This is a genomic window from Acidovorax sp. LjRoot204, assembly GCF_056175785.1.
On the sequence record NZ_JBGFFF010000022.1, the window covers coordinates 18,890 to 44,762 of the forward strand.

At 66.5% G+C, this 25,873-nt stretch carries 23 protein-coding genes; 17 read left to right on the forward strand and 6 right to left on the reverse strand.

The features are described 5' to 3' along the window. Positions 1-143 precede the first annotated feature (143 nt). The 5 genes from AC04MI_RS06720 to AC04MI_RS06740 all read left to right on the forward strand — a co-directional run bounded on the left by AC04MI_RS06720 (position 144) and on the right by AC04MI_RS06740 (position 6,697). Complete coding sequence (locus tag AC04MI_RS06720; RefSeq protein ID WP_436079113.1) at positions 144-842, forward strand: class I SAM-dependent methyltransferase; 699 nt, start codon at positions 144-146, stop codon at positions 840-842. A 217-nt stretch (positions 843-1,059) separates the two neighbouring features. Continuing rightward, positions 1,060-1,485, forward strand: coding sequence for a hypothetical protein (locus AC04MI_RS06725; protein ID WP_436079112.1), 426 nt, complete (start codon positions 1,060-1,062; stop codon positions 1,483-1,485). Positions 1,486-1,659: 174 nt separating this feature from the next. Further along, complete coding sequence (locus AC04MI_RS06730; protein ID WP_436079111.1) at positions 1,660-2,460, forward strand: alpha/beta fold hydrolase; 801 nt, start codon at positions 1,660-1,662, stop codon at positions 2,458-2,460. A gap of 71 nt (positions 2,461-2,531) precedes the next feature. Beyond that, positions 2,532-3,419, forward strand: a complete 888-nt coding sequence (locus AC04MI_RS06735; RefSeq protein ID WP_436079110.1) for an alpha/beta fold hydrolase — start codon at positions 2,532-2,534, stop codon at positions 3,417-3,419. Positions 3,420-3,571: 152 nt separating this feature from the next. After that, complete coding sequence (locus tag AC04MI_RS06740; protein WP_436079109.1) at positions 3,572-6,697, forward strand: SIR2 family protein; 3,126 nt, start codon at positions 3,572-3,574, stop codon at positions 6,695-6,697. A gap of 181 nt (positions 6,698-6,878) precedes the next feature. Here the strand turns inward: AC04MI_RS06740 and AC04MI_RS06745 are convergent, their stop codons facing one another. Together AC04MI_RS06745 and hemH are read right to left on the reverse strand one after the other, a co-directional pair. After that, complete coding sequence (locus AC04MI_RS06745; RefSeq protein ID WP_436079108.1) at positions 6,879-9,365, reverse strand: Lon protease family protein; 2,487 nt, start codon at positions 9,363-9,365, stop codon at positions 6,879-6,881. A gap of 201 nt (positions 9,366-9,566) precedes the next feature. Then, positions 9,567-10,679, reverse strand: coding sequence for a ferrochelatase (hemH, locus tag AC04MI_RS06750; protein ID WP_436079107.1), 1,113 nt, complete (start codon positions 10,677-10,679; stop codon positions 9,567-9,569). Positions 10,680-10,881: 202 nt separating this feature from the next. On the opposite strand from hemH, the gene AC04MI_RS06755 reads away from it, so the two are divergent. The 12 genes from AC04MI_RS06755 to AC04MI_RS06810 all read left to right on the forward strand — a co-directional run bounded on the left by AC04MI_RS06755 (position 10,882) and on the right by AC04MI_RS06810 (position 21,208). Beyond that, positions 10,882-11,553 (forward strand): amino acid ABC transporter permease, encoded by a 672-nt coding sequence (locus AC04MI_RS06755; protein ID WP_015014910.1) that lies wholly within the window; start codon positions 10,882-10,884, stop codon positions 11,551-11,553. 11 nt (positions 11,554-11,564) lie between these two features. Next, positions 11,565-12,218, forward strand: a complete 654-nt coding sequence (locus tag AC04MI_RS06760) for an amino acid ABC transporter permease (protein ID WP_436079106.1) — start codon at positions 11,565-11,567, stop codon at positions 12,216-12,218. 62 nt (positions 12,219-12,280) lie between these two features. Beyond that, on the forward strand, positions 12,281-13,087 hold the full coding sequence (locus AC04MI_RS06765) for a transporter substrate-binding domain-containing protein (protein ID WP_436079105.1): 807 nt from the start codon (positions 12,281-12,283) through the stop codon (positions 13,085-13,087). Between the two features lie 27 nt (positions 13,088-13,114). Beyond that, positions 13,115-13,894 carry an amino acid ABC transporter ATP-binding protein gene (locus AC04MI_RS06770; protein WP_056064526.1) on the forward strand — a complete coding sequence of 260 codons (780 nt, stop codon included), beginning with the start codon at positions 13,115-13,117 and terminating at the stop codon, positions 13,892-13,894. Between the two features lie 90 nt (positions 13,895-13,984). Next, positions 13,985-14,740, forward strand: coding sequence for a sugar phosphate isomerase/epimerase family protein (locus AC04MI_RS06775; RefSeq protein WP_436079104.1), 756 nt, complete (start codon positions 13,985-13,987; stop codon positions 14,738-14,740). Further along, positions 14,737-15,687, forward strand: a complete 951-nt coding sequence (locus AC04MI_RS06780) for a sugar kinase (RefSeq protein WP_436079103.1) — start codon at positions 14,737-14,739, stop codon at positions 15,685-15,687. Before AC04MI_RS06775 ends, AC04MI_RS06780 begins: the two co-directional genes overlap by 4 nt. Positions 15,688-15,689: 2 nt before the next feature. Then, positions 15,690-16,709 (forward strand): 2-hydroxyacid dehydrogenase, encoded by a 1,020-nt coding sequence (locus AC04MI_RS06785; protein WP_436079102.1) that lies wholly within the window; start codon positions 15,690-15,692, stop codon positions 16,707-16,709. After that, complete coding sequence (locus AC04MI_RS06790) at positions 16,706-17,782, forward strand: LacI family DNA-binding transcriptional regulator (protein ID WP_476497400.1); 1,077 nt, start codon at positions 16,706-16,708, stop codon at positions 17,780-17,782. Before AC04MI_RS06785 ends, AC04MI_RS06790 begins: the two co-directional genes overlap by 4 nt. A 100-nt stretch (positions 17,783-17,882) precedes the next feature. Further along, complete coding sequence (locus tag AC04MI_RS06795) at positions 17,883-18,590, forward strand: HAD family hydrolase (protein ID WP_476497401.1); 708 nt, start codon at positions 17,883-17,885, stop codon at positions 18,588-18,590. 112 nt (positions 18,591-18,702) lie between these two features. Further along, entirely contained in the window at positions 18,703-19,566 is an 864-nt protein-coding gene (locus AC04MI_RS06800; protein ID WP_436074851.1) for a DUF2189 domain-containing protein, read from the forward strand. Beyond that, the gene (locus AC04MI_RS06805) at positions 19,563-19,775 is read left to right on the forward strand and encodes a DUF2788 domain-containing protein (protein ID WP_110961089.1); all 213 of its coding nucleotides are present in this window, start codon (positions 19,563-19,565) and stop codon (positions 19,773-19,775) included. The genes AC04MI_RS06800 and AC04MI_RS06805 overlap by 4 nt, the downstream gene beginning before the upstream one ends. A gap of 143 nt (positions 19,776-19,918) precedes the next feature. Beyond that, positions 19,919-21,208: a type IV pilus assembly protein FimV gene (locus AC04MI_RS06810; RefSeq protein ID WP_476497404.1), complete on the forward strand. Its 1,290-nt coding sequence runs from the start codon at positions 19,919-19,921 to the stop codon at positions 21,206-21,208. Between the two features lie 46 nt (positions 21,209-21,254). Here AC04MI_RS06810 and AC04MI_RS06815 read toward each other — a convergent pair whose 3' ends face one another. From AC04MI_RS06815 to AC04MI_RS06830, 4 genes are all read right to left on the reverse strand, one after another. Next, positions 21,255-22,304: a tripartite tricarboxylate transporter substrate-binding protein gene (locus tag AC04MI_RS06815; protein ID WP_476497408.1), complete on the reverse strand. Its 1,050-nt coding sequence runs from the start codon at positions 22,302-22,304 to the stop codon at positions 21,255-21,257. A gap of 35 nt (positions 22,305-22,339) precedes the next feature. Continuing rightward, positions 22,340-23,728, reverse strand: coding sequence for a sensor histidine kinase (locus tag AC04MI_RS06820; protein ID WP_476497405.1), 1,389 nt, complete (start codon positions 23,726-23,728; stop codon positions 22,340-22,342). Between the two features lie 3 nt (positions 23,729-23,731). Beyond that, positions 23,732-24,400 carry a response regulator gene (locus AC04MI_RS06825; RefSeq protein WP_015014896.1) on the reverse strand — a complete coding sequence of 223 codons (669 nt, stop codon included), beginning with the start codon at positions 24,398-24,400 and terminating at the stop codon, positions 23,732-23,734. Positions 24,401-24,626: 226 nt separating this feature from the next. After that, positions 24,627-25,637 (reverse strand): Bug family tripartite tricarboxylate transporter substrate binding protein, encoded by a 1,011-nt coding sequence (locus AC04MI_RS06830; RefSeq protein WP_476497407.1) that lies wholly within the window; start codon positions 25,635-25,637, stop codon positions 24,627-24,629. Between the last annotated feature and the right edge of the window lie 236 nt (positions 25,638-25,873).

Below are 25,873 nucleotides of genomic sequence, written 5' to 3' on the forward strand. Positions count from 1 at the left end.
CGTAAACGTATATGTTCACTGCAATTTACCGCAGTTTCCTGAGCTTCAATGCATGGATAGCATCTGGGTGTTGCTCATTGCACTTGCCTCCACAAACTGCCTCTTTACCTCGCCGCTTCAGCACTTCACCCGGTCTGCACACCATGTCGTCTTCTGCCATTGCCCCCGCCACTCGCGCATTGCCCTCCGCCGCCACCCCGCCGGCTGCGTCAGCCAAAGCGCGCTTCTGGGACCGCATTGCACCCAAGTACGCCGCCGACCCCATTGCCGACTTGGCAGGGTACGAGGCCACCTTGCAGCGCGTGCAAGGCCTGCTGTCGCCCCAGGATGACGTGCTGGAGATTGGCTGCGGTACCGGCAGCACGGCGCTGCGGCTGGCGCCCTTTACCCGCAGCCTGCTGGCCACCGATGTGTCGTCGCAGATGATCGCCATCGCCCACCAGCGGCTGGCCGCGCAACCGTCAGCAGCCTTACGCTTCGCCGTGGCCGACGCCGAGGCCATGGCCCCTGGGCCAGAGGTGTACGACGCGGTGCTGGCCTTCAACGTGCTGCACCTGATGAGCGATCTGGACGACGCGCTCAGGCAACTGGTGAAGGTGCTGCGCCCGGGTGGGCTGCTGATCTCCAAGACCGCCTGCATCGCAGAGATGAACCCGCTGATCCCCTACCTGGCCGTGCCCCTGATGCGCGCCATCGGCAAGGCCCCTCCGGTGTTGTCCTTTGACGAACAGCGGCTCCGCTCGGCCATGGTGCAGCAGGGCCTGCAAATCGTCTGCACCGAGCGGCACGGCACGCGCGGCAAGGACATCCGCGCCTTCATTGTGGCCCGCAAACCGGGCTGAGTTTTACCCACCCACTTCAACACAGGCTGGCGGCTTTACAAGGCCGCCGGGCGGAGCCTTGCCCACGGATGTGTTGTTGGTCCCCTGCGTTCATCCCATGCGCCGCAGAAGGGTCCCCAGATATTCGATTTGCTGCGGCCCGGCCGTCATCACCCATCTTGTTGCACACACGGTTTCGCTCGCTCACCCACCACCTCCCATCACTGCCACTCACACCATGAACCATCGCAACCACCCCCTGTCCCTTACCTCCATTGCTGGCCTCGTCGCAGCCGTGGCATTTCTCACCGGCTGCGCGTCCACCCTCGACCAGGCGGGGCTGGAGCAGCGCACTGCGCAAGCCATTGGCCGCACGGCAGGCCAGTTCACCATCACCGACCGGCAGGAGGAAACCGGCGGCCGCATCAACTACACCGTCAACACCCGTGACGGCGCCAGCTACCGGTGCTATCTGTACGGTGCAACGGGCTTTCAGAAAGCCATGAGCTTCGGCCAGACACCACACTCCGATGCCATCTGCACCGCCATGGTGGGCAGCGCGGGCACTGGTGGCGCCCAGGCACCGGCAGCGGCCGCCCAGCCACAGGGCCGCAGCGCGGCCAAGGAATGCAATGCTCTGCTGCGCACGGCGGGCCGCTGCTAAGAGCGGCTCACAAAAATCTTCTGGCGTCGTTGCTGTGTCTTTTCGTACTGCTCGTACTGCCTGCGACACAGCGCCTGGCCAGAACCGCTTCGCTGAGCTTTGTGAGCCGCTCTAAATGGCACCACGCTGCTTTGGCCTGCGGGCCATGAACCTGTATGCAAAGGACTTGAGACCATGAACCGATGGCACTGGGCCAGCCTGCTGCTGGCAGTCTGCTTGAGCGGTTGCGCCAGCTTGCCCGGCGCCACCACCGACACGGTGGACGGGCGCACGGTGGAATACGTGCAGGCAGGGCTGGGCACCCCCGTGGTGGTGTTTGAGAACGGGCTGGGCGCCCGGCTGGACTGGTGGTCCAAGGTCTGGCCCGACACCGTGGCAGAGACCCGCGCGCTGGCCTACAACCGCGCGGGCTACGGCCGCAGCGATGCGTCCCCCCAGCCGCGCGATGGGGCGCAGGTGGTGCAAGAGCTGCGGGCATTGCTCAGGGTCCGCCAGCTACCGCCGCCCTATGTGCTGGTCGGCCACTCGCTGGGCGGCCTGTACATGCAGCTGTACGCGCGTCAATACCCCGCCGAGGTGGCCGCGCTGGTGCTGGTGGACTCCACCCACCCCGAGCAGATGCGAGGCGCTGGCAACCCAGACCTGTGGCCGACATGGCTGAAAGTGGCCTTCCGCCTGGGCACCTCTGACGTGGTCAAACAAGAGCTGGCAGCGCTGGATGCCACCGGGCAGCGCGTTGTCAGCCTGCCGGTGGACCCAACCCTGCCCGTGTTTGTCCTCAGCGCACTGCAAACCCCAGGCGCTTCATCTGCGCTGGCCGAAGAGGTGCGCCAAAAACGCGCCGACTTCGCCCACCTCTACCCCGGCTCCACCCAGGTGTGGGTGGACAGCGGGCACGGCATTCCACTGGAGAAGCCCGAGGCGGTGGTCAGTGCAATTCGCGCAGCATTGCAGGCGGCCCGCGCGCCACGCTGAAAGCGGTGGCGGCCACGCCAGTGGCAATTTCATCGTGGCGTGGCAACCAAACCCCGTGCCAGAATGAAACGATGAGCACCACCACCTCCTCCTTCCAGTCCAACGCAGACGGCACCCAGGTCACCACCTACACCTGGGCCCAAACCCCGGGTCAACCAGTGGGCGTCGTTCAAATCTCCCACGGCCTTGCCGAGCATGGCGAGCGCTACGACCGCTTTGCGCGGGCCTTGAACGCCGCAGGCTTCATCGTCCACGCCGTGGACCATCGCGGCCACGGGCGCACGGCAGGCGGCAAGCTGGGTGACTTTGGCAGCGCTGGCTTCGGCGGCCTCATTGCCGACGTGGCCCAGTTCGGCGCGCTGCTGCGCGCGCAGCATGGGCCGCAGCAGCTCCCGCTCTTTTTGTTCGGCCACTCCATGGGCTCGTTCGCAGCGCAGGCGGCCATCCTGGACCATTCATCCACCTGGTCCGGCGTCATCTTGTCAGGCTCCACCGCCCTCGACCTGTTGGCCGCTGCCATGGCCAACGCCCCCGCCGATGCGCCCGCTGGGCTCGCGGCATTCAACGCAGGCTTTGAGCACCGCACCGGCTACGAATGGCTGTCGCGCGACGCTGCCGAGGTGGACGCCTACGTGGCCGACCCGTGGTGTGGCTGGGACGTGCCGCCCGACGTGATCCCCTCCCTCTTCGCCCCCGCCCCCCGCTTGGCCGACCCCGCACAACTCGCGCGCATCCGCAGCGACTTGCCCATCCTCATCGCATCCGGCGACGCAGACCCGCTGGCCGCAGGCGGCGTCTTGTTGGAGCAACTGGGGCAGCGGTATCGGGACGCCGGTGTGGCCGATATGACGGTCAAGCTGTACCCGGCGGCGCGGCATGAGATATTGAATGAGACGAATCGGGATGAAGTGACGGAGGATGTGGTGACGTGGTTGCGGGAGCACGCGGAGGTCGCGTAGTTGTTGCGCAATGCTCTTGTGGCGATTTGGTCGATGGTTATTCCGGCTGACAGCCGTCGGTGACAAGCGGCAGGGTATCGGCGATTCGGGATGCAAGAAAGACGTATTTACAGGGGGGGCTCCAATTGATACATGTGCTGTCAATCGACGCCATGGTGCGCTCGATCGGAATGTCGCGAGACCAGCCATTGCTGGTCTTCCTCGGAGCCGGAGCTTCCATGAGCTCAGGGATGCCTTCAGCGACGCAGTGCATCTGGGAGTGGAAGCGCTCTATTTTTTTGACCAACAACCCGGGTCTCGAGCGCCAGTTCGACGAGCTTTCGCTTCCATCCGTTCGACAGCGTATCCAGCGCTGGCTTGATGCCCAGCGTCGATATCCAGCGAGCGGTTCAGCCGACGAGTACTCGGCATACATCGAGGCCTGCTATACGCGCGGAGACGACCGGCGTCGGTATTTCCAAGAATGGGTCAAGCGGGCCAAGCCGGGGCTGGGCTATCAACTACTGGCTGAGCTTGCTAGGCAGCGGCTGGTGACCTCAGTCTGGACGACTAACTTTGACGGCCTGGCAGCGCGCGCGGCAACTAGCGCCGGGATCACCGCCATTGAGGTGGGGCAGGAATCGAAGGAGCGTATTTCCCGACCCATGGCCCTCGATGAGTTGCAGTGCGTTTCCATGCACGGGGACTATCGCTACGACGCGCTGAAGAACACGCAAAGGGAGTTAGCCGAGCAGGAGGCCGAGTTGCGATCGGCCCTCGTCCACCAATTGCGAACTCGGCCCGTCCTGGTCTGCGGCTACAGCGGTCGGGACGCGAGCGTTATGGCTGCGTTTTTGGAGGCCTATGGCGACCCCGCGCAACAGCGGCTGCCGCTTTTCTGGACCCAGTACGGGGATTCGCCAGTGACCGGTGATGTCGAGACGCTATTGCAGACGTCTGACCGGGCCGATCCGCAGCGATTCGTCGTGCCAGGTGCGACCTTCGATGACGTTGTTCGACGCATCACGCTGCATGTGGCGCCCGCCGATGCCCGCGCTCATGTGGACTCGGTGCTGGACAAGTTTAAGGAGTCACCTACCGCCCGGCGCGCCGCTTTCCAATTACCAAACCTGCCCGTCACGGGGCTGATCAAGAGCAACGCCTTTCCGATGCAGCCGCCGGGCGAGTTGCTTGAGTTCGATCTGGTGCAGTGGCCTGCGCGGGGCACGGTGTGGTCCGAACTTAGGACGATCGGCGAGGAACACGGATTCGTCGCGGCGCCTTTCAGGGGCAAGGTGTACGCCATTGCGTCGCCACAGCAGATTCAGTCGGCATTTGCGGGGAACATCTCGGGCGAGGTCAAACGTGTCCCGCTTAACGATGAGGATCTTCGCTACGAAGACGGGACGGCCAACAGCCTCATGCGGCGGGCCACCGCTCTGGCGCTGTCTCTCAGGGCAGGGTTGAATTGCGACAACGAAGGCTTGATCTGGGATCCACAGGAAACCACAGAGCAACGGGTCGAAGCGCGGCAATGGACTGTCTACAAAGCCGTCCTCTTGCAGGTCAAAACCGTCAGCGGCTCGCTGGTTCTTGTGCTCAAGCCGACCCTGTTTGTCACCGATACGGCAGGTGAAGAGGCGCCGCGTGCAATTGCCAACGCTATCAAGGTCAAGGTCCTTGGTTATCAGCACAACGACAAGTTCAACGAAGCGCTAGAGTTCTGGCGCGTTCGGTTGCTTCCGGACCGCGAGAACACGCTGAGGTTTCCTGACGTCGACGAAGGCATCAAGTTTTCTGTCTCAGCACGTCCCATCTTCGCGAAGATCACCGATGAGCGTGAGGCGTCTGTCGCGCTTAGCGAACGAAACGAGCGCTTGGCATCGCAGGTCGGTCTGCAGATCCGTGAGCCCAGGTTGTTGTTCCTGCCCAGGGCTGGGCGGGGCGTTGCCTTCGATACACATCCGATTCGCGGGCTACTACGTGATAGGCCCTTCGACGCGCTGCTCACCGAGACCGGCATGGCGCCCAATATCCGCGTAGGCTTGATCGCACCCGCAAGGGATGGTCGTCGGGTCACCCAGTATCTCAGCCAACTCCAGGACTCTGTCGGTCCCACGCAGAGAGATGCCGACTATCTGCTGCCGTTCCCGGGCTTCAGTACCGCATTCAAATGCGGCCTGGAGATCACTCAAGTGGGTGGCAAGGGATTCGTGGGACTCGATGAGCCGACGGAGAGGACGCCTGCAAGTGCCCGCGAGCTTGGTGCACGAATCTCCGCAGCACTGGCCTCGTTGAAGGCTGCCTCGAACCCAAGTGTCATCTTCGTGTACATCCCAGCTCGATGGGCCGCGTTGCGCGGGTACGAGTTCGATGGCGAACAGTTCGACCTCCACGACTTCGTGAAGGCGTCCGCGATCCCGCAGGGGATCTCAACGCAGTTTCTCGAGGAAGACACCTTGGTTCAAGAGCAACAGTGCCGAGTGCGCTGGTGGCTATCGTTGGCGACCTATGCGAAGGCAATGCGAAGCCCATGGGCATTGGACGGCCTCGACAAAGATTCAGCCTATGTTGGTATCGGCTACAGCTTGCGCAACAAGCCGGGCGAGGATGGAAATGTCGTTCTTGGGTGCAGCCATCTGTACAGCCCGAACGGTTTGGGCCTGCAGTTTCGGCTGAGCAAGATCGAGAACCCGATCATGCGGCGGAAGAACCCCTTCATGAGCTTTGATGACGCTCGGCGCCTTGGCGAGGGGATTCGAGAACTATTCTTTGAAGCAAATCTTCGGCTGCCGAGCCGAGTGGTGGTCCATAAGCAAACGCCCTTCCTCAAAGAGGAACGGGAAGGTTTGCAGGCTGGACTAGAAGGTGTGGACTGCGTCGAACTCTTGCAGATTCACATTGACGACACGCTCCGGTATTTGGCCTCCAAGGTGAGCCGGACCGGCACATTAGAGATCGACGGTTATCCCATCCATCGAGGGACCACGGTAGTTGTCGATGATTCGACGGCGTTGCTGTGGGTGCACGGCGCCTCTACAGCCTTGAACCCTTCCCGCACCTACTACCAAGGTAAGCGTCGAATTCCCGCACCTCTGGTGCTTACCCGACACGCCGGAACGAGTGACCTTATGACGCTGGCTGAGGAAATTCTGGGGCTCTCCAAAATGAACTTCAACAGCTTTGACATGTACGGGCAGCTTCCAGCGACTATCGAAACTTCGCGACGTGTTGCGCGCGTCGGTGCGCTGCTGGACAGGTATGCCGATCGTTCCTACGACTACCGTCTGTTCATGTGAATCGCATGTTTCGATATTCAGGAACCGCCAGGCAATCCCACAATCCGCAAACAACCGAGGCGGGAAAAGTAGAGATGCGCGTCAAAAGGAATGCGAAGTTTGATCGGACGACTGCAACCGGCCGCTAAACGTACCGTGACCCGAGCATTCACTCTTGCCGGTGGCAAACCTACCTACCTACCTACCGCCCTCGAACCCCGCGCCCCCTACGCGCCCCCCCGGCCACCTGGCAAGCCTTCCGATACGCCCGCAGCGTCACTTCCGCCCGCTGCATCACCGTGTCCTCCACCGTGGCCGCGCCTCCGGCCAGCTCATCCGCCTGCGCCTGCAGCAACTCTGCCGGGCTCATGCCCGACGCCTCGCCCGTCAGCAGCGCAATCCCCTCGCTCACATGCCCCATGGTGTAGACATGGAACAGCCCGCGCTCCACCGCGTTCAGCACGCTGCGGTCCAGCATCAGGTGGCGCTGGTTGCGGGCGGGGATCAGTACGCCGTGGGTGCCGTCCAGCCCGGCCGTAGCGCAGGCGCGGAACCAGCCTTCGATCTTTTCGTTGATGCCGCCCACGGGCAGCACTTCGCCGTGCTGGTTCAATGCGCCCGTCACGGCAATGCCCTGGCGCAGGGGCAGGCCTGACAGGCTGGACAGCAGCGCATACAGCTCGGCGCACGAGGCTGAGTCGCCTTCCACGCCGCTGTATTCCTGCTCGAACACGATGGACGCGTTGAGCGCCAAGGGCGCTACATGGCTGAACAGCGCGGTGAGGTAGCTGTGCAGGATGAGCACGCCCTTGTCGTGGATGGGGCCGGACATATCGACCTCGCGCTCGATGTTGAGCAGGCCCTCTTGCCCAGCAAAGGTGCGTGCGGTGATGCGCACCGGAAAGCCAAACCGGTAGTCGCCCAGGTCGATCTGCGTCATGGCGTTGATCTGGCCGGTGATGGAGCCCTGCAAGGTGATCAGGCGCTCGCCTTCGGTGATGGATTCGTGCAGTTCTTCTTCGGGCTGGTTGTGGCGCAGGGTGCGGGCGGCCAGGGCGGCTTGCACGTCGGCGGCTTGCACCAGGGTGCCTGCGCGGGCCTGGCACAGGGCGGCGCTTTCGATGGCGAGTGCTTCGGTGTGGGCAAAGCGCGCGCTTTGGCGGCCTTGGTCGTCGGCCTCGCGGTGTGATTGCTCCAGCAGCAGGGCCACAGCGTCGGCGGCAAAGTGGGGCAGGCCGCGTTTTTTGCAGCAATGCGCGACCAGGATGGCAGACGACTGGTGGGTGCCGGGGGTGGCGATGAACCGGTCTGAGAAGTCCACCTTGACGCGAAAGCGGCGCGCGGCGTCGGGGTCGGCCTCTTGCAGCGCGTAGTACTCCTCCACCGACCCGATCAGCACGATCTTCACATCCACGTCCACCGGCTCGGGCTGCAGTGCCACGGCGCCGCCGGGCGCATGGGCGGGGCTGCCGCCACCGCTGCCGTCTTCGATCTGCAAACGCCCGCAGCGCAAAAAGCGGCGCAGGCGCGGCCACAGGCCTTCTTCGGCGGCCAGGTCGTGCAGGTGCAGCAGGATGAAGCCGCCATGCGCCTTGAGCAGGCTGCCTGCGTGGATGCTGGCGTGGTCGGCCTGCACGGTGTCGGCGTCGGCACCATGTTCGATGCTGCCAAACAGGGTGCGGGCCGTGGGGTTGTCTTCCACCACCACGGGGGCGCTGGTGCGGCCGTGGTTGTCTACCACCACGTTCACCTGGCAGCGGGCCAGCAGGTCGTCCAGCGCGTCCTTGCGGTCGTCTTCGGCGTCCTGGCCTTGGTCGGTGTCACCTGGCTCGAACAGGTCGATGTGGTCCAGCACGGCGCGCTCCACCTGGTCCAGCCACTGCGTGAGCTTGACGGCGTCCTTGATCTGCTTGCGCAGGCCCTGGCGGATGCCGTGCAGCGCGTGCTCCACCAGCGGCTTGATGGCCTGGCGGCGCAGGGCGGCCAGGGCGTCGTCGCGCGCGCGCTCCAGCGGGCGGGTGGTTTCGAGAAACTTGGCGATCTCGGCGCGCAGCTCCTGCTCGGCGGCGTCGATCTCGGTGCGGCGCTCGCGGGGCAGGGCGCGCGCCTCGCCTTCGGTCAGCGGCTGGCCCTTGGGGCCGGTGAGGGTGAACACCATGTGCCCGGCCTCGCGGCTCAGGCGGAACTGGCGCGCCTCGGCAAATGCGTCCAGCGCTGCAAAGGCTTCGCTCTCTTGCGTTTGCCAGGTCTTCTCGATGCGCTCGGCCTCGGCCTTGAAGTCGGGGCTGGTCAGGCGTTTGGGGATGTCGGTCTGCAGGCTGCGTGCCATGTCTGCCAGACCCTGGCGCAGCAAGCGGCCCTCGCCTGCGGGCAGGCGCAGCGCGCGGGGGCGGTCGGGCTGGTCAAAGTGGTGCAGGTAGCACAGGTCGGGCGGCACCGCGCGTTTCGCGGCCTCGGCCTGCATGGCCTGGCGCAGCAATGACGCCCGCCCGCTGCCCACTTCGCCCAGCACAAACAGGTGGTAGTCCGGCTGCTGCATCGCCAGGCCAAATTGCGCGGCGGCCTGGGCACGCTCCTGCCCGATCCAGGGCAGGGGCAGGTCTTGCAGCTCGGCGGTGCTGGCAAAACCCAGCGTGGCGGGGTCAATGGTCAGACGCAACTGGTGGGGGGCAAGGGCAAATGCGGGCATTGATGTGGGTGTAGGAGGGGGCGGTGCGGAGTGCGTGGCAGGCAGCCGTGCAGCACCTGGCAACCAAAATATGAGCCAAAACGGGCAGATGCGCTAGTGCAATATGCCCTGAGTGCTATCAATAATGTAGTGAATGACCATGGGCGCACAGGCCGCCCGGTGCCATTCGCTTTCGCATGCGCAATGGCATGGGCATGGGCATCAGTGCGCCACCGGGCAAACCCCGGCAGGTGCACCACCGGCCAGCGCGTGGCTGCGCGCATCGGCCAGTGCGGCGGCGGTGGGTGCCTCGGTGGGCCAGCCCGCCAGGTGCTGCTGGGCCACGCGGCTCAGCGCAGTGATCCAGTGGTGGTTGTCGTTCAGGCAGGGAATGTAGTGAAACTCTTTGCCCCCTGCGTGCAAGAAGGCCTCGCGCACTTCCATGTTGATTTCTTCCAGCGTCTCCAGGCAGTCGCTGGTGAAGCCGGGGCACACCACGTCCACCCGCCGCGTGCCCGCCTTGCCCAGCGCCTCGATGGTGGGCTGGGTGTAGGGCTCCAGCCACTTGGCCTTGCCAAAGCGCGACTGGAAGGTGATGCGGTAGCGGTCCTCGCGCAGGCCCAGGCGCTCGGCCAGCAGGCGGCCGGTTTTGCGGGCCTCGCAGTGGTAGGGGTCGCCCAGGTGCAGGGTGCGCTCGGGCACGCCATGAAAGCTCATCACCAGCTGGTCGGGCTGGCCGTGGTGCTTCCAGTGCGTTTCGATGGTGCGGGCCAGGGCGTCGATGTAGCCGGGGGCGTCGTGGTAGTGGTTGACGAACCGCAGCTCGGGCACGTTGCGGGTGGCGGCGGCCCAGGTGTAGACGGCGTCAAACACGCTGGCTGTGGTGGTGGCCGAGTACTGCGGGTACAGCGGCAGGATGAGGATGCGCGTGGCGCCTTCGGCTTTGAGCGCATCGAGCTGGCTGGCGATGGACGGGTTGCCATAGCGCATGGCGTGGCGCACCAGCACGTTGTGGCCTGCCTCGCCCAGCCAGCCGCGCAGCAGCGTGGCCTGCTTGGCCGTCCAGTGTGCCAGGGGCGACCCCTCAGGCGTCCAGATGCTGGCGTATTTGGCGGCCGACTTGGCCGGGCGGGTGCGCAGGATGATGCCGTGCAGGATGGGCATCCACAGCAGCTTGGGGATCTCCACCACGCGGTGGTCACCCAGAAATTGCGCCAGATAGCGGCGCACGGCCGGGGCCGTGGGTTCGTCGGGCGTGCCTAGGTTGCACAGCAGCACGGCGGTGCGGTCGGCCTGGCCGTGGGTGAAAGGGGGTTCGGGGTGGAAGGAAGGCATGCGGCATTTTCACCCACGCGCCGTGCCAGTGCGGGCCGGGAGCCTATTTGCGGCCTGACACACCACCGCCTGCGAGATCAGCGCCGGGCATGGCGTCTTCAGGTGTTTTCAGCCCCTTTTGGGGGTGCATCGGGTATTCCCTGATGTGGTTATGAAACCGGTTTCATAAACTGACGCCACTTTGGAATAACCGCTGTTCACCGTGAATTACCAGTTCCAGTTCGATGCCGTGTTTGCCGCGTGGCCCTTGTTGCTCAAGGGCACCTGGATCACTGTGCAGCTGTCGCTCACCGCCACTTTGCTGGGGCTGGTGGTGGCCATCTTTTGCGCCTGGGGCAAGACCGGCGGGCCGGGCTGGCTGCGGTTTTTGATCAACGCGTACATCGAGGTCATCCGCAACACGCCGTTTCTGGTGCAGCTGTTTTTCTTCTTCTTTGCGCTGCCGTCCATTGGCCTGCGCTGGTCGCCCTACACGGCGGCGCTGACCGCCATGGTGGTCAACCTGGGGGCCTATGCGGCAGAGATCGTGCGGGCGGGCATCGAGTCCATTCCCAAGGGGCAGATCGAGGCGGGCAAGGCGCTCAACCTCAAGCCGTGGGAGATCTTTCGGTTTGTGATCCTCAAGCCCGCGCTCAAGGCCATCTACCCGGCGCTCACCAGCCAGTTCATCTTGCTGATGCTCAGCTCGGCCGTGGTGTCTGTGATCTCGGCGGACGACCTGACCTCGGTGGCGGCCAACCTGCAGTCGCAGACCTTCCGCAGCTTTGAGATCTACATCGTGGTGACGGCCATTTATCTGGCGCTGGCGCTGAGTTTCTCGGCGCTGTTCAAGCTGATTTATCAGCGCGTCCTTAACTACCCAGACCGCCGATAAGGAGACCGACCATGCGTACCTTCGGACTCTCCGAGTTCCTTTTCATCGTGCAGGCCGCGCAGTGGACGCTGGCGTTGTCGGCCATTGCCTTTGTGGGCGGTTCGCTGCTGGGGCTGGTGGTGGCGCTGTCGCGCACCTCAGAGAACGCCGCGGCACGCAATGCATCGCGCGTGTTCATCCAGGTGTTCCAGGGCACGCCGCTGCTGCTGCAGCTGTTCCTCATCTTCTTTGGTGCGCCGGTGCTGGGGTTTGACATCAACCCCTGGGTGGCCGCGGGCGTGGCGCTGGTGCTCAACAGCGCGGCGTTTCTGGCCGAGATCTGGCGCGGGTGTATCGAGGCTGTGCCACGCGGCCAGTGGGAGGCCGCCCAGGCCCTGAACCTCAAGTACGTGGCCCGCATGCGGTTTGTGGTGCTGCCCCAGGCTTTCAAGATCGCGCTGCCGCCCACGGTGGGCTACGTGGTGCAGATCATCAAGGGCACATCGCTGGCGGCCATCATCGGCTTCACCGAGATCACGCGGGCGGGGCAGATCATCAACAACGCCACCTTTCAGCCGCTGCATGTGTTCACCACTGTGGCCGCGCTGTACTTCGTGATCTGCTGGCCGCTGTCGCTGCTGGCCGCACGCATGGAGCGCAAGCGCGCCCGTGCTCTGGCGCGCTGACCACGCGCCGCCATCCTCTTTTCTTTCTGTTCTCGTTCACACCAACCACCAGGAGACATGCGATGACTTTTTCTTTGCAACGCCGCACCGCCACCGCCGCTTTGGCCGCCTTGGGGCTGGGTGCTGCCCTCACGGCGTTTGCGCCGCTGGCCGCGGCCCAGTCCGTGGCGGACATCAAGAAGAAGGGTGAGATCACCATCGGCATGCTGGTGGACTTTCCGCCCTACGGCACCACCAACGCCCAAAACCAGCCCGACGGCTACGACGCCGACGTGGCCAAGCTGCTGGCCAAGGACCTGGGCGTGAAGGCCAACATCGTGCCCGTCACCGGCCCCAACCGCATCCCGTTTTTGCTGACCAACAAGGTCGATGTGCTGGTGGCCTCGCTGGCCATCACGCCCGAGCGTGCCAAGCAGGTGCAGTTCTCGCAGCCTTATGCGGCCGCGACCATCGTGTTGTACGGCAAGACGGGCGCCAACATCAAGAGCGCGGCAGACCTGAAGACCGTGCGCGTGGGCGTGGCCCGCGCCAGCACGCAGGATGTGGCTGTGACCAAGGCGGCGCCCGAGGGCACCGAGATCCGCCGTTTTGACGACGACGCGTCGGCCATGCAGGCGCTGATCTCGGGCCAGGTCGATGCGATTGGCTGCTCGGTCACGGTGGCGGCGCAGATCGCCAAGCGCGTGCCCGCCAACACCTTTGAGAACAAGTTCAACCTGCTGCAGCAGGCCATGGGCATCGCCCTGCGCCCCGGCCAGGACGAACTGACCAAGGCCGTGAACGACTTTGTGGCACGCAACACTGCCAATGGCGAACTGAACAAGCTGTACCAGAAGTGGCTGGGCGCTGACCTGCCCAAGCTGCAGTAAGCCTGCCTGAACGATAAGGAGCCATTGATGAGCGACGCAGTCACGACCGCCCCCGGCACACCGCCGATCATCCGCATGGAAGGGGTCAACAAGTGGTACGACAGCTTCCAGGTGCTCACCGACATCAACCTGTCGGTGCGGCAAGGGGAGCGCATCGTGATCTGCGGGCCGTCGGGCTCGGGCAAGTCCACGCTGATTCGCTGCATCAACCGGCTGGAGACGGTGCAAAAGGGCCGCATCGAGGTCGATGGCATCGACCTGACCGCAGGCGGCAAGAACGTGGATGCCGTGCGCGCCGAAGTGGGCATGGTGTTCCAGCAGTTCAACCTGTTCCCGCACCTGACCATTCTGGAAAACTGCACGCTGGCCCCCATGCGTTCGCGCGGCATGAGCAAGGCGCAGGCCGAAGAAGTGGCCATGAAGTACCTGACCCGCGTGCGCATCCCCGAACAGGCGCACAAGCACCCCAGCCAGTTGTCGGGTGGGCAGCAGCAGCGCGTGGCCATTGCGCGGGCGCTGTGCATGGCGCCCAAGGTGATGCTGTTTGACGAGCCCACTTCGGCGCTCGACCCCGAGATGGTCAAGGAAGTGTTGGACACCATGATCAGCCTGGCCGAAGACGGCATGACCATGCTGTGCGTGACGCACGAGATGGGTTTTGCCCGCAGCGTGGCCGACCGGGTGATCTTCATGGCCGACGGCAAGATCCTGGAGCAGGCGCCACCGCAGCAGTTCTTCGGCCAGCCGCAGCACGACAAGACGCGGCAGTTCCTGGGCCAGATCCTGAGTTCACACCACGCACATTGAAACCCACGCACAGACCCACGCACATCGAGACCTGACAGGTCGTGCGGTTGATGGCCTTCGCCCCGTGGGGGCGCGGCCTGAAAGAAACACATGAAGGTATTGATTTCCCTGTCCTCCTTCGGCGCGGCCGAAACCGGTCGCCACGGCCAGCTGTGGTGCACCGACCTGGCCCTGCAAGCGGGCGCGGACGGCGTGGAGGTGCGTGGCGAACTGCTGCGCGACGCAGCCACTGAGCTGCCCGCACTGGCAGGCCGGGCGGCGGTGTATTCCAGCCCCGAAGGCCTGTGGACCGCGCATGGCGAGCTGGATGAAGCAGCCCTTGCACGCGGCGTGCAGGCCGCCCAGGTGCTGCGTGCACAGCGCCTGAAGATGTCGATTGGCGGCTTTGGCGCAACCCTGCCGACATCGCATGCCTCGCTGCAACGCCTCCAGGCCCTCCTGCAGGCCGCCCCACAGGTGGAGCTGGTGATCGAGAACGACCAGACCGCTACCGCAGGCACGCTGGCCGCCATGCAGGCCTTCTTTGCGGCCCAGGCACAGGCGGGGCTCGGCCTGGGTATGACCTTTGACATGGGCAACTGGCACTGGCAGGGCGAATGCCCGCTGCAGGCCGCGCAGGCACTGGCGCCCTATGTGCGTTATGTGCATTGCAAGGGCGTGCAGCGCCTGCCCGCCAAGTGGGTGGCGGTGCCGCTGGCCGATTCGGTGGCGCCCTGGCGCGCCGTGCTACGCGCCTTGCCTGCCGATGTGCCGCATGCCATTGAATACCCGCTGGTGGGCGACGACCTGGTGGCCGTCACGCGCGAGCAGGTGGCCTTTATCCGCGCTGCACGGGAGGCTGCATGAGCGATTCAGCCTTCGACGTGGCACTGTTTGGCGAGGCCATGCTGCTGCTGGTGGCCAACGAGCCCGGCCCGCTGGAGAACGCCACCGGCTTTCACAAGCGCACGGCCGGGGCCGAGACCAATGTGGCCATTGGCCTGGCGCGCCTGGGCCTGAAGGTGGGCTGGGCCAGCCGCCTGGGCACCGACTCCATGGGCCGCGCGCTGCTGGCGGCCATGCAGGGCGAAGGCATTGATTGCTCGCACGTGGTGTGCGATGCCACGCAGCGCACGGGCTTCCAGTTCAAAGAGCGCGTGATGGATGGCCGCGACCCGCAGGTGGAATACCACCGCAAGGGTTCTGCCGCCAGCCAGATGGGGCCCGCCGATGTGGACGAACCCTGGCTGCGGTCTGCGCGCCACTTGCATGCCACAGGCGTGTTTGCCGCCATCTCCGACACCAGCCTGCAAGCCGCCATCCGCACGCTGGAGGTGATGCGCGCCGCAGGCCGCACCATCTCGTTCGACCCCAACCTGCGCCCCACGCTGTGGTCGTCGCCCGAGACCATGCGCCACTGGATCAACACCCTGGCGACCTATGCTGACTGGGTGCTGCCGGGCATGGAAGAGGGCGTGTTTCTGACCGGTGAAACCACTCCAGAGGGCGTGGCACGCTTTTACCGTGAGCGCGGCGCCAAGCTGGTGGTGGTCAAGCTCGGGCCCGAGGGCGCGTACTACGACAGCGATGTGGCCGGCACCGGCCGCGTGCCCGGCGTGCCCGTGGCCCAGGTGGTGGACACCGTGGGCGCGGGCGACGGCTTTGCCGTGGGCGTGATCAGCGCGCTGCTGGAAGGCTTGACCGTGCCTGCCGCCGTGCGCCGTGGCGCCTGGATTGGTGCGCGTGCCGTGCAGGTGCTGGGCGACACAGAGGGGCTGCCCACCCGCGCCCAGCTGCAGGAGGCGGGCCTGTGAGCATGGCGCTACCTTCTACAGACGGCAGCACAAGCTCAACGCGCAAGCAAGTGCTGGTGTTTCGCGAACTGCCGCCCGACCAGCTCGCGCGGCTGACCGCCGTGCACGACGTGACCGTGGCCGACCCGCGCAAACCCGATGAACGTGCGCGATTCGATGCCGCGCTGGCACAGGCGCACGGGCTCATCGGCTCCAGCTTTCCCATCGATGCCGCCGTGTTGGCGCGTGCGCCCCAGCTGCAGGTGGTGTCCAGTATTTCGGTGGGCGTAGACAACTACGCGCTGGACGTGCTGCAGGCGCGCGGCATCATGCTGTGCCACACCCCCGGAGTGCTTGACGAAACGGTGGCAGACTCGGTGTTTGCCCTCCTCATGGCCACCAGCCGCAGGCTGGTGGAGCTGTCGCAGTTGGTGCGCGAGGGCCGGTGGACCAAGAACATTGGAGAAGACCTGTTTGGCAGCGATGTGCATGGCAAGACGCTGGGCCTGCTCGGATTTGGCCGCATTGGCCAGGCGGTGGCGCGCCGCGCCGCACTGGGGTTTGGCATGCCGGTGATGTACCACGCCCGCCGCCCGGTGGACCTCGCCACCCAGGCCCCTGAATTGCAGGGCAAGGCCATCCACACGCCGCTGCCCGCGCTGCTGGCGCAATCAGACTTTGTGGTGGCCATGCTGCCCTTGTCGGACAGCACGCGGGGCATGGTCAACGCCGAACTGTTTGCGGCCATGAAGCCCGGCGCCATCTTCATCAACGGCGGCCGGGGTGCCACCGTGGTGGAACAAGACCTGCTGCACGCGCTGGACCATGGCCCCCTGTGCGCAGCGGGGCTCGATGTATTTGCCACCGAGCCGCTGCCGCTGGCGTCGCGCCTGCGCACCCACCCGCGCGTGACCCCGCTGCCCCACATCGGCTCGGCCACGCACGACACCCGCCATGCCATGGCGGCGCTGGCCACCACCAACCTGCTGCAGGCCCTGGCGGGCGAACGGCCCGCCGCCGTGTACAACGCCGTACCCGCATGAGCCCGCCGACACCCGCATCCTCCGCCACGCCCCGCGCCCGCCCCACCATTGCCGATGTGGCGGCCGAGGCCGGTGTATCCAAGGCCACGGTGTCGCGCTACTTCAACCACCGTGAACGCCTGCTCAGCCCCGACATTGCGGCGCGGGTTGAGGCCGCCATCGCCAAGCTGGCCTATGTGCCCAGCCCCATGGCCCAGGCGCTGAGCCACGGCCGCTCGCGCCTGATTGGCCTGGTGGTGGCCGACATCACCAACCCCTATTCGGTGGCCGTGTTGCGCGGCGCCGAGAAAGCCTGCCAGGATGCGGGCTACCTGGTCATGCTGTTCAACCTGGGCAACGACCGCGAACGCGAGCGCGCGGCCATCGATGCGCTGGCCAGCTACCAGGTGGATGGGTTCATCCTCAACACGCTGGGGCAGGGCGAGGGGCAGGCGGATGTGAACACCTTGCACGGCAAGCCCGCCGTGCTGGTGGACCGGCGCCACGCCGGGCTGGCGGCAGACTTCGTCTCGCTGGACAACCAGGGCGCCATGCGCGAAGCCTGTGCCCACCTGCAGCAGCAAGGCTGGCAGCGCCTGCTCTACATCACCCAGCCCTTGCTGGGCGTGAGTTCCCGCATCGAGCGCACGGAGGCCTTCCGTGCGCTGGTGTCCTCCAAGGGCTCGGCGGTGCGCGGCGCGGTGCTGGAGCTGGCGGCCGAGCAGGGCGATGAGGTGCTGGACCAGGCGCTCACCGATCTGCTGCGGCAGGCCCGGCCCGGCGAGCGCTGCGCGGTGGTGGCGGGCAATTCGGTGGTCACGCTGCGGGTGGCAGCGTCCGTCTCGCGCCTGGGGTGGACGTTTGGACAACAGCTGGGTTTTGTGGGCTTTGACGACCCTGAATGGGCGTCGCTGATCCGGCCTGGCCTGAGCGCGGTGGCCCAGCCCACCGACGCCATCGGGCAACGTGCTGCGCAGTGCCTGCTCGAGCGCATCAACGGCCTGGAGGGCCCCGCACGCGAGAGCCTGCTGCCCGGGCTGCTGGTGGTGCGCGGATCTACGTTGGGGCCTGGGGGCGCGCCAGACCCGGGTTGAACGCACTGCATTCCGCAAAGGCCTGCGGTATGCTTTGCGGCCCTCGCCCCGGTGCATCGCCGGGGCCTCTTTTTTCGCCTTCATCCTTCAGGTGCGCCCTGTGCCAAATCCCTCTCTGGACACCTCCCGCATCCGTGCGATCTCCATCGATCTGGACGACACGCTCTGGCCCATCTGGCCCACCATCACGCGGGCCGAAAGTGTGCTGCTGGACTGGCTGACCCACCACGCGCCCGCCACGGCGGCATTGTTCTCGGATACCGAGGCGCTGCGCGCCATCCGCAACCAGATGGTGACCCTGCGTCCCGACCTGAAGGGCGACCTGAGCGCGCTGCGGCGCGAGTCCATCCGGCTGGCGCTGACGCAGGCCGGTGACGAGCCCGCGCTCGCCGAACCGGCGTTTGATTTGTTCTTTGCCGAGCGCCAGCGGGTGGAGCTGTTTGACGATGCGCACGACACGCTGGCTTTCTTGTCAGCGCGCTACCCGGTGGTGGCGGTGTCCAACGGCAATGCCGATATTCACCGCATCGGCATCGGCCACTACTTTCGCCACAGCATCAGCGCGTCGGAGTTTGGTGTGGCAAAGCCCGATGCTCGCATCTTCCATGCGGCCGCCACGGCCGTGGATGTGCTGCCCCACGAGGTGCTGCACGTGGGCGACGACGCCACGCTGGATGCGCAGGGCGCGCTGAATGCCGGCATGCAGGCGGTGTGGATCAACAGTGCCAACCACCCCTGGCCGCACGACGACACCCCGCCCCATGCCACGGTGGACAGCCTTACCGCGCTGTGCCGGCTGTTGGCCTGACCGGTTTCGCTGGGTTCGGTTTCTTGCCTCAGGTCAAGATTTGGGCGCGCGGCGGTTGAAGCCGCGGCCCGATCAAGTCACACTCCATCGTCGCTCAGCGACCCCTCCCACCATGCCCCGTACTCCCCCCCCGTTGCCCGCCATCCGCACCATCGGCATGATGCAGCCCATGACTTGGCTGGTGCTGGCCTGGCGCGACATGGCACGGGCGGGCTGGATCAGTTTTGCGCATGGCCTGGCACTCACACTGTTTGGGGCCGCCATCTTTGCAGTGGCCCACCACCGCTTCTGGCTGCTGGCGGGGGCTCTGTCGGGCTTTCTGGTGGTGGCGCCGGTGCTGGCCACCAGCCTGTATGCGCTGAGCCGCGCGCTGGAGCGTGGCGAAGCCGCCAACCTGGGCGTGGTGCTCAAGACCTGGCTCAACTGGCAGAACAGCCATGTGAACAAGTGGGGCAGCGACTACTGGTGCATGCTGCAGTTCGGGGCCCTGCTGGCGCTGGCCGCCTCGGGCTGGGTCATGACCTCAGCGGCGCTCATCACCTTGCTGGCACCCGTGCCCATCGAGACGCCGCTCGACTTTCTGCGCCACGTGGTCATGGCGCGTGACGGCTGGTTGTTTGAAATCTGGCTGGCGCTGGGCAGTCTGATGGCCGCGCCCATTTTTGCGTCCAGCGTGGTGGCCATGCCCCTGCTGCTGGACCGCCGCGCCACGCTGCTGCAGGCGGTGCTCACGGGCTGGCAAGCGGTCATCACCAACCCGCTGCCGATGGCGTTCTGGGCAGCGATCATCCTGGGCTTTACCTTGCTGGGCCTGGGCTCCGTGCTGCTGGGCCTGATCGCTGTGATGCCCATGCTGGGGCATGCCAGCTGGCACGCGTACCGCGACCTGGTGGATGCATCCAGCTTGCCCGAGCGTGACCTGGTGGCCCCCGCTGTACCGAATGCCTCTGTGCGTCGGCCAGGAGGGACATCGTGATTTTTGGATTTACCGAGGCGCAGATCTCGGGCTTCTTCCTCACCTACGGGGTGGGGGCGTTCATTGCTTACATGCTGTTCATCATCGGGCAGCTGGCGTGGGAATCGAAGGCCGGACGCTTTGGCACGTTCGTGATCTTCCTGGGGCTGGGCGTGGGTTTTCTGGGGTTCCTTGCCAAGGTGGTGATCCAGTGGTGGCTGGAGCGATAGCCGCCTAGGCGGCCTGCTGCTCAATGCCCCGCGCTCTAGATTGCGTGCTTTGCGGGGCTTGGCACTGAGGCCTGCGCATTCATTTCTTTTCGTTGTGTTTAGTTTCCTGTAGAAACTAATTGCAATGGCAGGAGGTGGTTGTGATGCTGCGTAACTCCCTGATCGTCGCCCTGCTGGGGCTGCTGGCCGAGGCGGCGGAAGCCCTGTCCCTGGGCGCGCCGCAAGGCAAGGTGTGGCTGGGACAGCCCATCGACCTGGGCTTTGAAGTCCAGCTGGACCCCGGCATGTCGGTGGACGCCTTGTGCCCGCAAGCGCGGCTGGTGTCTGGCGATGTGGCCGTGCCGGCAGGCCGAGTCCAGGTGAGCGTGCGGCCGGGCGAACCGGAGCGCAACCCGGTGCTGCGGGTGCAGTCCTCCCATCTGGCCGACGAGCCGGTGCTGACTGCCCAGGTTTCTGTCCATTGCACGGGGCGGGTGACGCGCGAATACACCTTTCTGGCCGATCTGCCCGCCACCATTGCGGCCGGGCTGAGGCCAGTGGCGATTCCCTGGGAGGTGCCGTTGGCAGATGCCTCCCCCTCGCGGGCGGCCGGGGTGGCTGCCGGAGAAGCGTCGTCTGTACCCGCAATGGGCCCCTCGCGGCCGCGCAAGGCGTCGGCCGCCAGCCGGGTAGCCCGCAAGGGCACGAAACTGGCCGCAAAGTCTGCCGGGGCTCCCGTTGCGCGCAGCCGGTCCGCTGACACAGCGGCAGTGGCTTCCGTGACCAGCACTGCGCAGACGGCGCCTCACGAGCCACCCAGCACCGTGCCCAGCATGGCGCCCGAGGCCGCAGCAGCGCCCCCCGCACAGGCGTCGGCATCGTCCACCGCCTCGTTGGCTCCAGCAGCGGCACCTGTTGCGCCTGGACCGTCCAAGCCCCGGCTGGTGATGGAGCCGTTGACGGCGCTGGTCACGCCGCCCGCCTCGGGCGAAGGGGCTCCGTCCGACGGCGCAACACTGATGCCGGTGGCGGCTTCGGCTGCGGAGGTCAACGCGCCGGACGGCGCGGGATCCCCCGGCGCGCGCATGCAGGCCTTGCAGGTGGAAGTGGATCGCATGCGCGCGCAGGCCGAGCAAGACCATCAGGCCACGCTCGCATTGCTGGCCCGTGTGGAACAGCTGAAAGCAGGGCATTTCCCGGCGTCCTTGGTGTATGGGCTTCTGGCTATGCTGGCCTTGACGGTTGGGGCAGCAGGCTGGCTGCTGGCGCGCATGCGACACGCCATGGACGCATCGAACGAAGAGTGGCGCAACACCCTGACGGCCTATGTGGCGCAGTCTTCCTTGCCCGCAGCGGGAGACGCCGAGGCCGAGCGCCGCACAGCAGTGCTACCTGCCGATGACAGGCCTGCCGGGTTGCCCGGACTACAAGGAGTGGGTGCCTTGCCCGCGTAGGGATGGTCAGCGGACCAATCGCTCAGGAGGTGGTGCGCAGCGCAGATCAACGCGGCCAGGACCGCAGCCCCAGATCCTGCGCCAGGCGGCGATAGTCGGCCAGGCTGCGTTGCACATAGTCGTCCAGGGCTGGGCCAATCAGCGCAAAGGGGTACAGCCCATGGCGGGCGCATAACGCGGCATACCCGGGCGCCGCCTGGGCTTCCTGCAGGGCGGTCGTCCAGGCGTGGGCAGCCGCGTCCGGCACGCTGGCAGCCATGTAGAGGCCGCGCACGGTGGTCCATTGCAGGTCAATGCCCTGCTCGCGTGCCGTGGGCAGGGCGGCCAGGGTACCGGGTAGCCGCGCGGGTGCCAGCACCGCCAGGATGCGCACCGGCAGGCCTTCTGCAGCGGCCCGGGTGGCCTCGGCAGCATCGCCGGTAAAGATGTCGATGTGCCGGCCGCCCAGCGCCTTGAGCGCTTCGCCGCCGCCTTCAAACGATACAAAACGCATGCGCTTGTGGTCTTGCCCCGCTGCGCGCACCAGCAGCGCGGCCTTGACCCAGTCCTGGCTGCCCAGCGTGCCGCCGGCGCCAAACACCACGCGGCCCGAATCTTTTTGCAAGGCGGTGACCACGTCCTGCAAGCGCTGGTAGGGGGCGTCGCGGTGCACAGCCACCACGCCGTAGTCGTTGCCCAGTGTCGCTATCCAGCGCACGGCGCTCACCGGGTGTGGGCCGAAGCGGCCCTGCGCCATGTTGAGCAGCGAGCCGCTGGAGAACGCCACCAGCGTGCCGGGCCCTCCCAGGCGGCCGGTGGCCACCTGGTCAAATGCCACCGCGCCAATGCCGCCGGGCAGGTAGCGGGTGCGCAGCGGCGTGCGGCCAGGGCGCACGGCCTGCAGTGCCTGCGAGGCCAGACCACAGGTCAGGTCAAATCCGCCGCCGGGGCGGGAAGGCGCAATGCATTCCGCCGGCTCACGGGATGCGTCGGCCACCGCCGGGAAGGGAGCCAGGCCCGCGCCAGCGCTGGCGGCGGCCGCGATCGTCTGCAGCAGCTGGCGGCGGCTGCAAGGCGCTGTCAGCGGGCGGTCTGTGGTGGGCAAGGGCTGCGGCATGGGGTGTGGAGCGTTCACTTGTTCAGCAGACTGTGTCAGGCGCGGGGCCACCAGAGTATTGCCAGGAGCCCAGTCCCTTCAGCGCGCGCCTGCAGCCGCAGGCTGCCCCGGTGCCGTTCGGCAATCGACCGCGCAATGGCCAGCCCCAGGCCGGAGCCGCCCGCCGTGGCCTGCGAGCCGCGCCGGTAGCGCTGGCCCAGTGCGTCGCGCTCCTCGGCGGGCAGACCGGGGCCGTTGTCCTCCACGCAGATGCTCCAGCCCAGGCTGTCACCCGCGGCCGACACGGTGACGGTGCCCTGCGCGGGGGTGTAGGCGATGGCATTGGCTGCCAGATTGGTCAGGGCCTCGCGCAGCAGGCCACTGTCGCCCACGGCCTCGATGCCAGCGGAGGGCGTATGGATGCCAAAGTCGATCTGCTTGGCGCGCGCCTGGGGCAGCAGCTCCAGCGCCACCGTGCGCAGCAGCGCGGCCAGGTCAAAGGGCGTCAGCTCCACCGCCGCTGTGTCGCTGCGGCCCAGTGCCAGCAGCTGCTGGGTGCTGCGCGTGGCGCGGGCGATCTCGCCTCCGATGGCTGCCAGCGTGTGCTGCACCTGCGTGGTGTCGCCCTCGCGGCGTGCGTAGTCGATCTGCATCTGCAGCGTGGTGAGGTGGGTGCGCAGCTGGTGCGAGGCATCGTCCAAAAACTGCCGTTGCTGTGCCACCAGATCTTGCGTGCGCGCCATCTGCTGATTGACCGCGTCCACCAGCGGGCGGATGTCAGCGGGCAGGTCGTTGGATGCCAGCGGGGTCATGTCGTCGCCGCTGCGGGCCTGCACCTCGCGCGCCAGCCGCGCCAGCGGGCGCAGCGCCACAGCCAGCAGTGCCGCAGTGCCCAGCACCATCAGGGCCAGCACCAGCGCATCGCGCTGTACCGCGCGGCGCACAAAGCGGGCTGTGAAGTCCTGGCGCGACCGCGTGCTTTCGGCCACCTGTACCAGCACGGTGGATGCGGGCTCCGCGCGGTCCAGCGCGCGGCGGTAGGCCGCCAGCCGCACGGATTCGCCAAAGTAGGTGGCGTCATAAAAACGCGGCACGCCGGGCTCCAGCGAGCCGGCGGGCAGGGGCAGGTCGGCATTGCCCAGCTCCACCAGCCCGTCGGACGACGCCACGCGAAAGTACACATTGCCGCTGGCCGTGAGTTCAAAGAATTCCAGCATGCTGTACGGCAACTCGGCCGACAGGCCGCCCGAGGCGGTGGAGATGTTGGCGTCGATGGACTTGAGCGCGCCGAGCAGCGAGCGGTCGTAGGCCGCGTTGGCGGCCTCCAGCGCATCGTGCCGGGTCATCCACAGCTCCACGCCCGTCACCAGGGCCAGCAGCGGCAGCAGCAGCATGGCCAGCAGCCGCCACAGGCTGGCGCGGCGCAGGCGTGCGGTCAGGCCCATCGTTCAGTCCGCCTCCAGCGCATAGCCCAGGCCACGCAGCGTGGTGATGCGCACACCACTGCCATCCAGCCGCTTGCGCAGGCGGTGCACAAACACCTCCACGGCTTCGGGGTGCACATCGTCATCGTCGGTGAACACGCGGTCCAGGATCTGCTGCTTGGAAAACGGCTCGCCACTGCGCTGCACCAGCACGCGCAGCACGGCATGTTCGCGCGGAGACAGGGCCAGGGGCTCGCCGCGCAGGGTGAACTGCTTGCGGGCGCTGTCGTACACCAGCGCACCGCAGGCCTGGCGCTGGTGCTCGTTGCCGCGCGCGCGGCGCACCAGGGCGTGCAGGCGAGCCTCCAGCTCGGCCAGTTCAAAGGGCTTGGCCAGAAAGTCGTCGGCCCCCGCGTTGAGCGAGCGAACGCGCTCGTCCAGCGAATCACGTGCCGTCAGGATCAGCGCGGGCAGGCGCTGGTCGCGGTCGCGCAAGCGCTGCAGCACCGCCTGCCCGTCCAGCCCGGGCAGGCCCAGGTCCAGCACCAGTGCGTCGTAGTTGTCGTGCTGCTGCAGCGCGCGGTCGGCCAGGCGGCCGTCGTTCACCCATTCGACCTGGATGCCCGCATGCTCCAGCGCACGGCTCAGCCAGGTGCCCAGGTTGTGGTCGTCTTCGGCCAGAAGGATGCGCATGGAGGGATGCTACCGTTTGTGCGGATGACGCAGGGCTTGCCTTCAGCATTGAGCCATTCAACGCGGAGCGGTCACGGCGCGCAAGCGCCAGCAGTCAGCTTGCGAGCACGCACTGCCCAGGCCATGCAGCCGTGCAAGGGCCGCCCCGCCGCACTGGCTGCGTCCCCCTTCCCGACCCGCGCAGCGGGGCGAAAGAAAGGGGGAAGACGCGAAGCGGCTCAGGGGGTTAGTCTGGCTTCACCTTCGCGCGCAGCAGCACCTTCTTCCAGCGCTCTTGTTCGGACGCGATGAACTGCGCAAACTGCGCTGGTGTGCCGCCAATGGCCTCGGCCGCGTCCGCGTTCAGGCGCTCCAGCGAGCCGGGGGCTTTGACGGCCTTGGCGGTCTCGGCCGCCAGCTTGTCGAGGTTGGCCGGGGCCAGGTTGGCGGGCGCCAGCATGCCGTACCACTGCGTCATCTCAAAGCCCGGAAAGCCCTGTTCGGCCACCGTGGCCACGTCGGGCAGCTGGGGCAGGCGCTTGGCCGAGCCGGTGGCAATGCAGCGCACCTTGCCGGCCTTGATGAAAGGCAGCAGGGCGGCAGCGCCCACGGCAGCGGCATCAAGGCGGCCCGAGAGCAGGTCGGTCATCATGGGGCCGGTGCCACGGTAGGGCACGTGCAGCATGAAGATCTCGGCGGTCATCTTGAGGTATTCAAACGCCAGGTGGCCCGCGCTGCCGTTGCCCGCCGAGCCATAGCTGAGCTTGGCCGGGTTCTTCTTGGCGTAGGCGATGAACTCCTTGAGATTCTTGGCGGGCACGTCGGGGTGCACCACGTACAGGCTGGGCACCTTCGCCAGCAGGCTCACGGGCTTGAAGTCCTTGTTGGCGTCGTAGGGCAGCTTGTCGAAGATGAAGGGGTTGACGGCCAGTGTGCCGATGTGGCCCAGGATCAACGTGTGCTGGTCGTCAGAGCGTGCCACTTCACCCATGGCGATGTTGCCTGCGGCGCCCGGCTTGTTGTCCACATACACGCTCTGGCCCAGCGTCTTGCCCAGCTCGGCAGCGGTGGAGCGGGCCACGATCTCCGAGCTACCGCCCGGCGCGAACGGCACCACAAACCGCACCGACTTGGACGGCCAGGTCGCCTGGGCCGAGGCACCAGCGGGCAGCAGGCCGCCCAGGGCCAGCGCGCCGCTGGCTCCCAGCAGATGGCGGCGGGTGGGGGACCAGAGGGCGGGGTGTTCGTGTGAAAGCATGGGGGGGTCTCCGTCAAAACAAAAGGCCGAAAGGCCAGCGCGCCCAAAGGCGAACAAGGCGCATGCGGTATGCGAGTGGCGCCATGGTGCCTGGGTCGTGCTTTCGGAATGCTGTCAGCGGGCTTGGTAGTTACCCGGGGGTGGCCTGCTGGCCCGGGTGGTGTTGTGTCAGCCCGCTGCTGCGCAGGCCGCCACGGCGGTGCCGCAGAGCACCGCGCCTTCGAGCGTCGCCGGGT

Bases quoted from the DNA above. Each gene is read 5' to 3' on its own strand.
- AC04MI_RS06720 (WP_436079113.1), top strand. From the start codon at position 144: ATGTCGTCTTCTGCCATTGCCCCCGCCACTCGCGCATTGCCCTCCGCC.
- AC04MI_RS06725 (WP_436079112.1), top strand. From the start codon at position 1,060: ATGAACCATCGCAACCACCCCCTGTCCCTTACCTCCATTGCTGGCCTC.
- AC04MI_RS06730 (WP_436079111.1), top strand. From the start codon at position 1,660: ATGAACCGATGGCACTGGGCCAGCCTGCTGCTGGCAGTCTGCTTGAGC.
- AC04MI_RS06735 (WP_436079110.1), top strand. From the start codon at position 2,532: ATGAGCACCACCACCTCCTCCTTCCAGTCCAACGCAGACGGCACCCAG.
- AC04MI_RS06740 (WP_436079109.1), top strand. From the start codon at position 3,572: ATGGTGCGCTCGATCGGAATGTCGCGAGACCAGCCATTGCTGGTCTTC.
- AC04MI_RS06745 (WP_436079108.1), bottom strand. From the start codon at position 9,365: ATGCCCGCATTTGCCCTTGCCCCCCACCAGTTGCGTCTGACCATTGAC.
- hemH (WP_436079107.1), bottom strand. From the start codon at position 10,679: ATGCCTTCCTTCCACCCCGAACCCCCTTTCACCCACGGCCAGGCCGAC.
- AC04MI_RS06760 (WP_436079106.1), top strand. From the start codon at position 11,565: ATGCGTACCTTCGGACTCTCCGAGTTCCTTTTCATCGTGCAGGCCGCG.
- AC04MI_RS06765 (WP_436079105.1), top strand. From the start codon at position 12,281: ATGACTTTTTCTTTGCAACGCCGCACCGCCACCGCCGCTTTGGCCGCC.
- AC04MI_RS06770 (WP_056064526.1), top strand. From the start codon at position 13,115: ATGAGCGACGCAGTCACGACCGCCCCCGGCACACCGCCGATCATCCGC.
- AC04MI_RS06775 (WP_436079104.1), top strand. From the start codon at position 13,985: ATGAAGGTATTGATTTCCCTGTCCTCCTTCGGCGCGGCCGAAACCGGT.
- AC04MI_RS06780 (WP_436079103.1), top strand. From the start codon at position 14,737: ATGAGCGATTCAGCCTTCGACGTGGCACTGTTTGGCGAGGCCATGCTG.
- AC04MI_RS06785 (WP_436079102.1), top strand. From the start codon at position 15,690: ATGGCGCTACCTTCTACAGACGGCAGCACAAGCTCAACGCGCAAGCAA.
- AC04MI_RS06790 (WP_476497400.1), top strand. From the start codon at position 16,706: ATGAGCCCGCCGACACCCGCATCCTCCGCCACGCCCCGCGCCCGCCCC.
- AC04MI_RS06800 (WP_436074851.1), top strand. From the start codon at position 18,703: ATGCCCCGTACTCCCCCCCCGTTGCCCGCCATCCGCACCATCGGCATG.
- AC04MI_RS06810 (WP_476497404.1), top strand. From the start codon at position 19,919: ATGCTGCGTAACTCCCTGATCGTCGCCCTGCTGGGGCTGCTGGCCGAG.
- AC04MI_RS06815 (WP_476497408.1), bottom strand. From the start codon at position 22,304: ATGCCGCAGCCCTTGCCCACCACAGACCGCCCGCTGACAGCGCCTTGC.
- AC04MI_RS06820 (WP_476497405.1), bottom strand. From the start codon at position 23,728: ATGGGCCTGACCGCACGCCTGCGCCGCGCCAGCCTGTGGCGGCTGCTG.
- AC04MI_RS06825 (WP_015014896.1), bottom strand. From the start codon at position 24,400: ATGCGCATCCTTCTGGCCGAAGACGACCACAACCTGGGCACCTGGCTG.
- AC04MI_RS06830 (WP_476497407.1), bottom strand. From the start codon at position 25,637: ATGCTTTCACACGAACACCCCGCCCTCTGGTCCCCCACCCGCCGCCAT.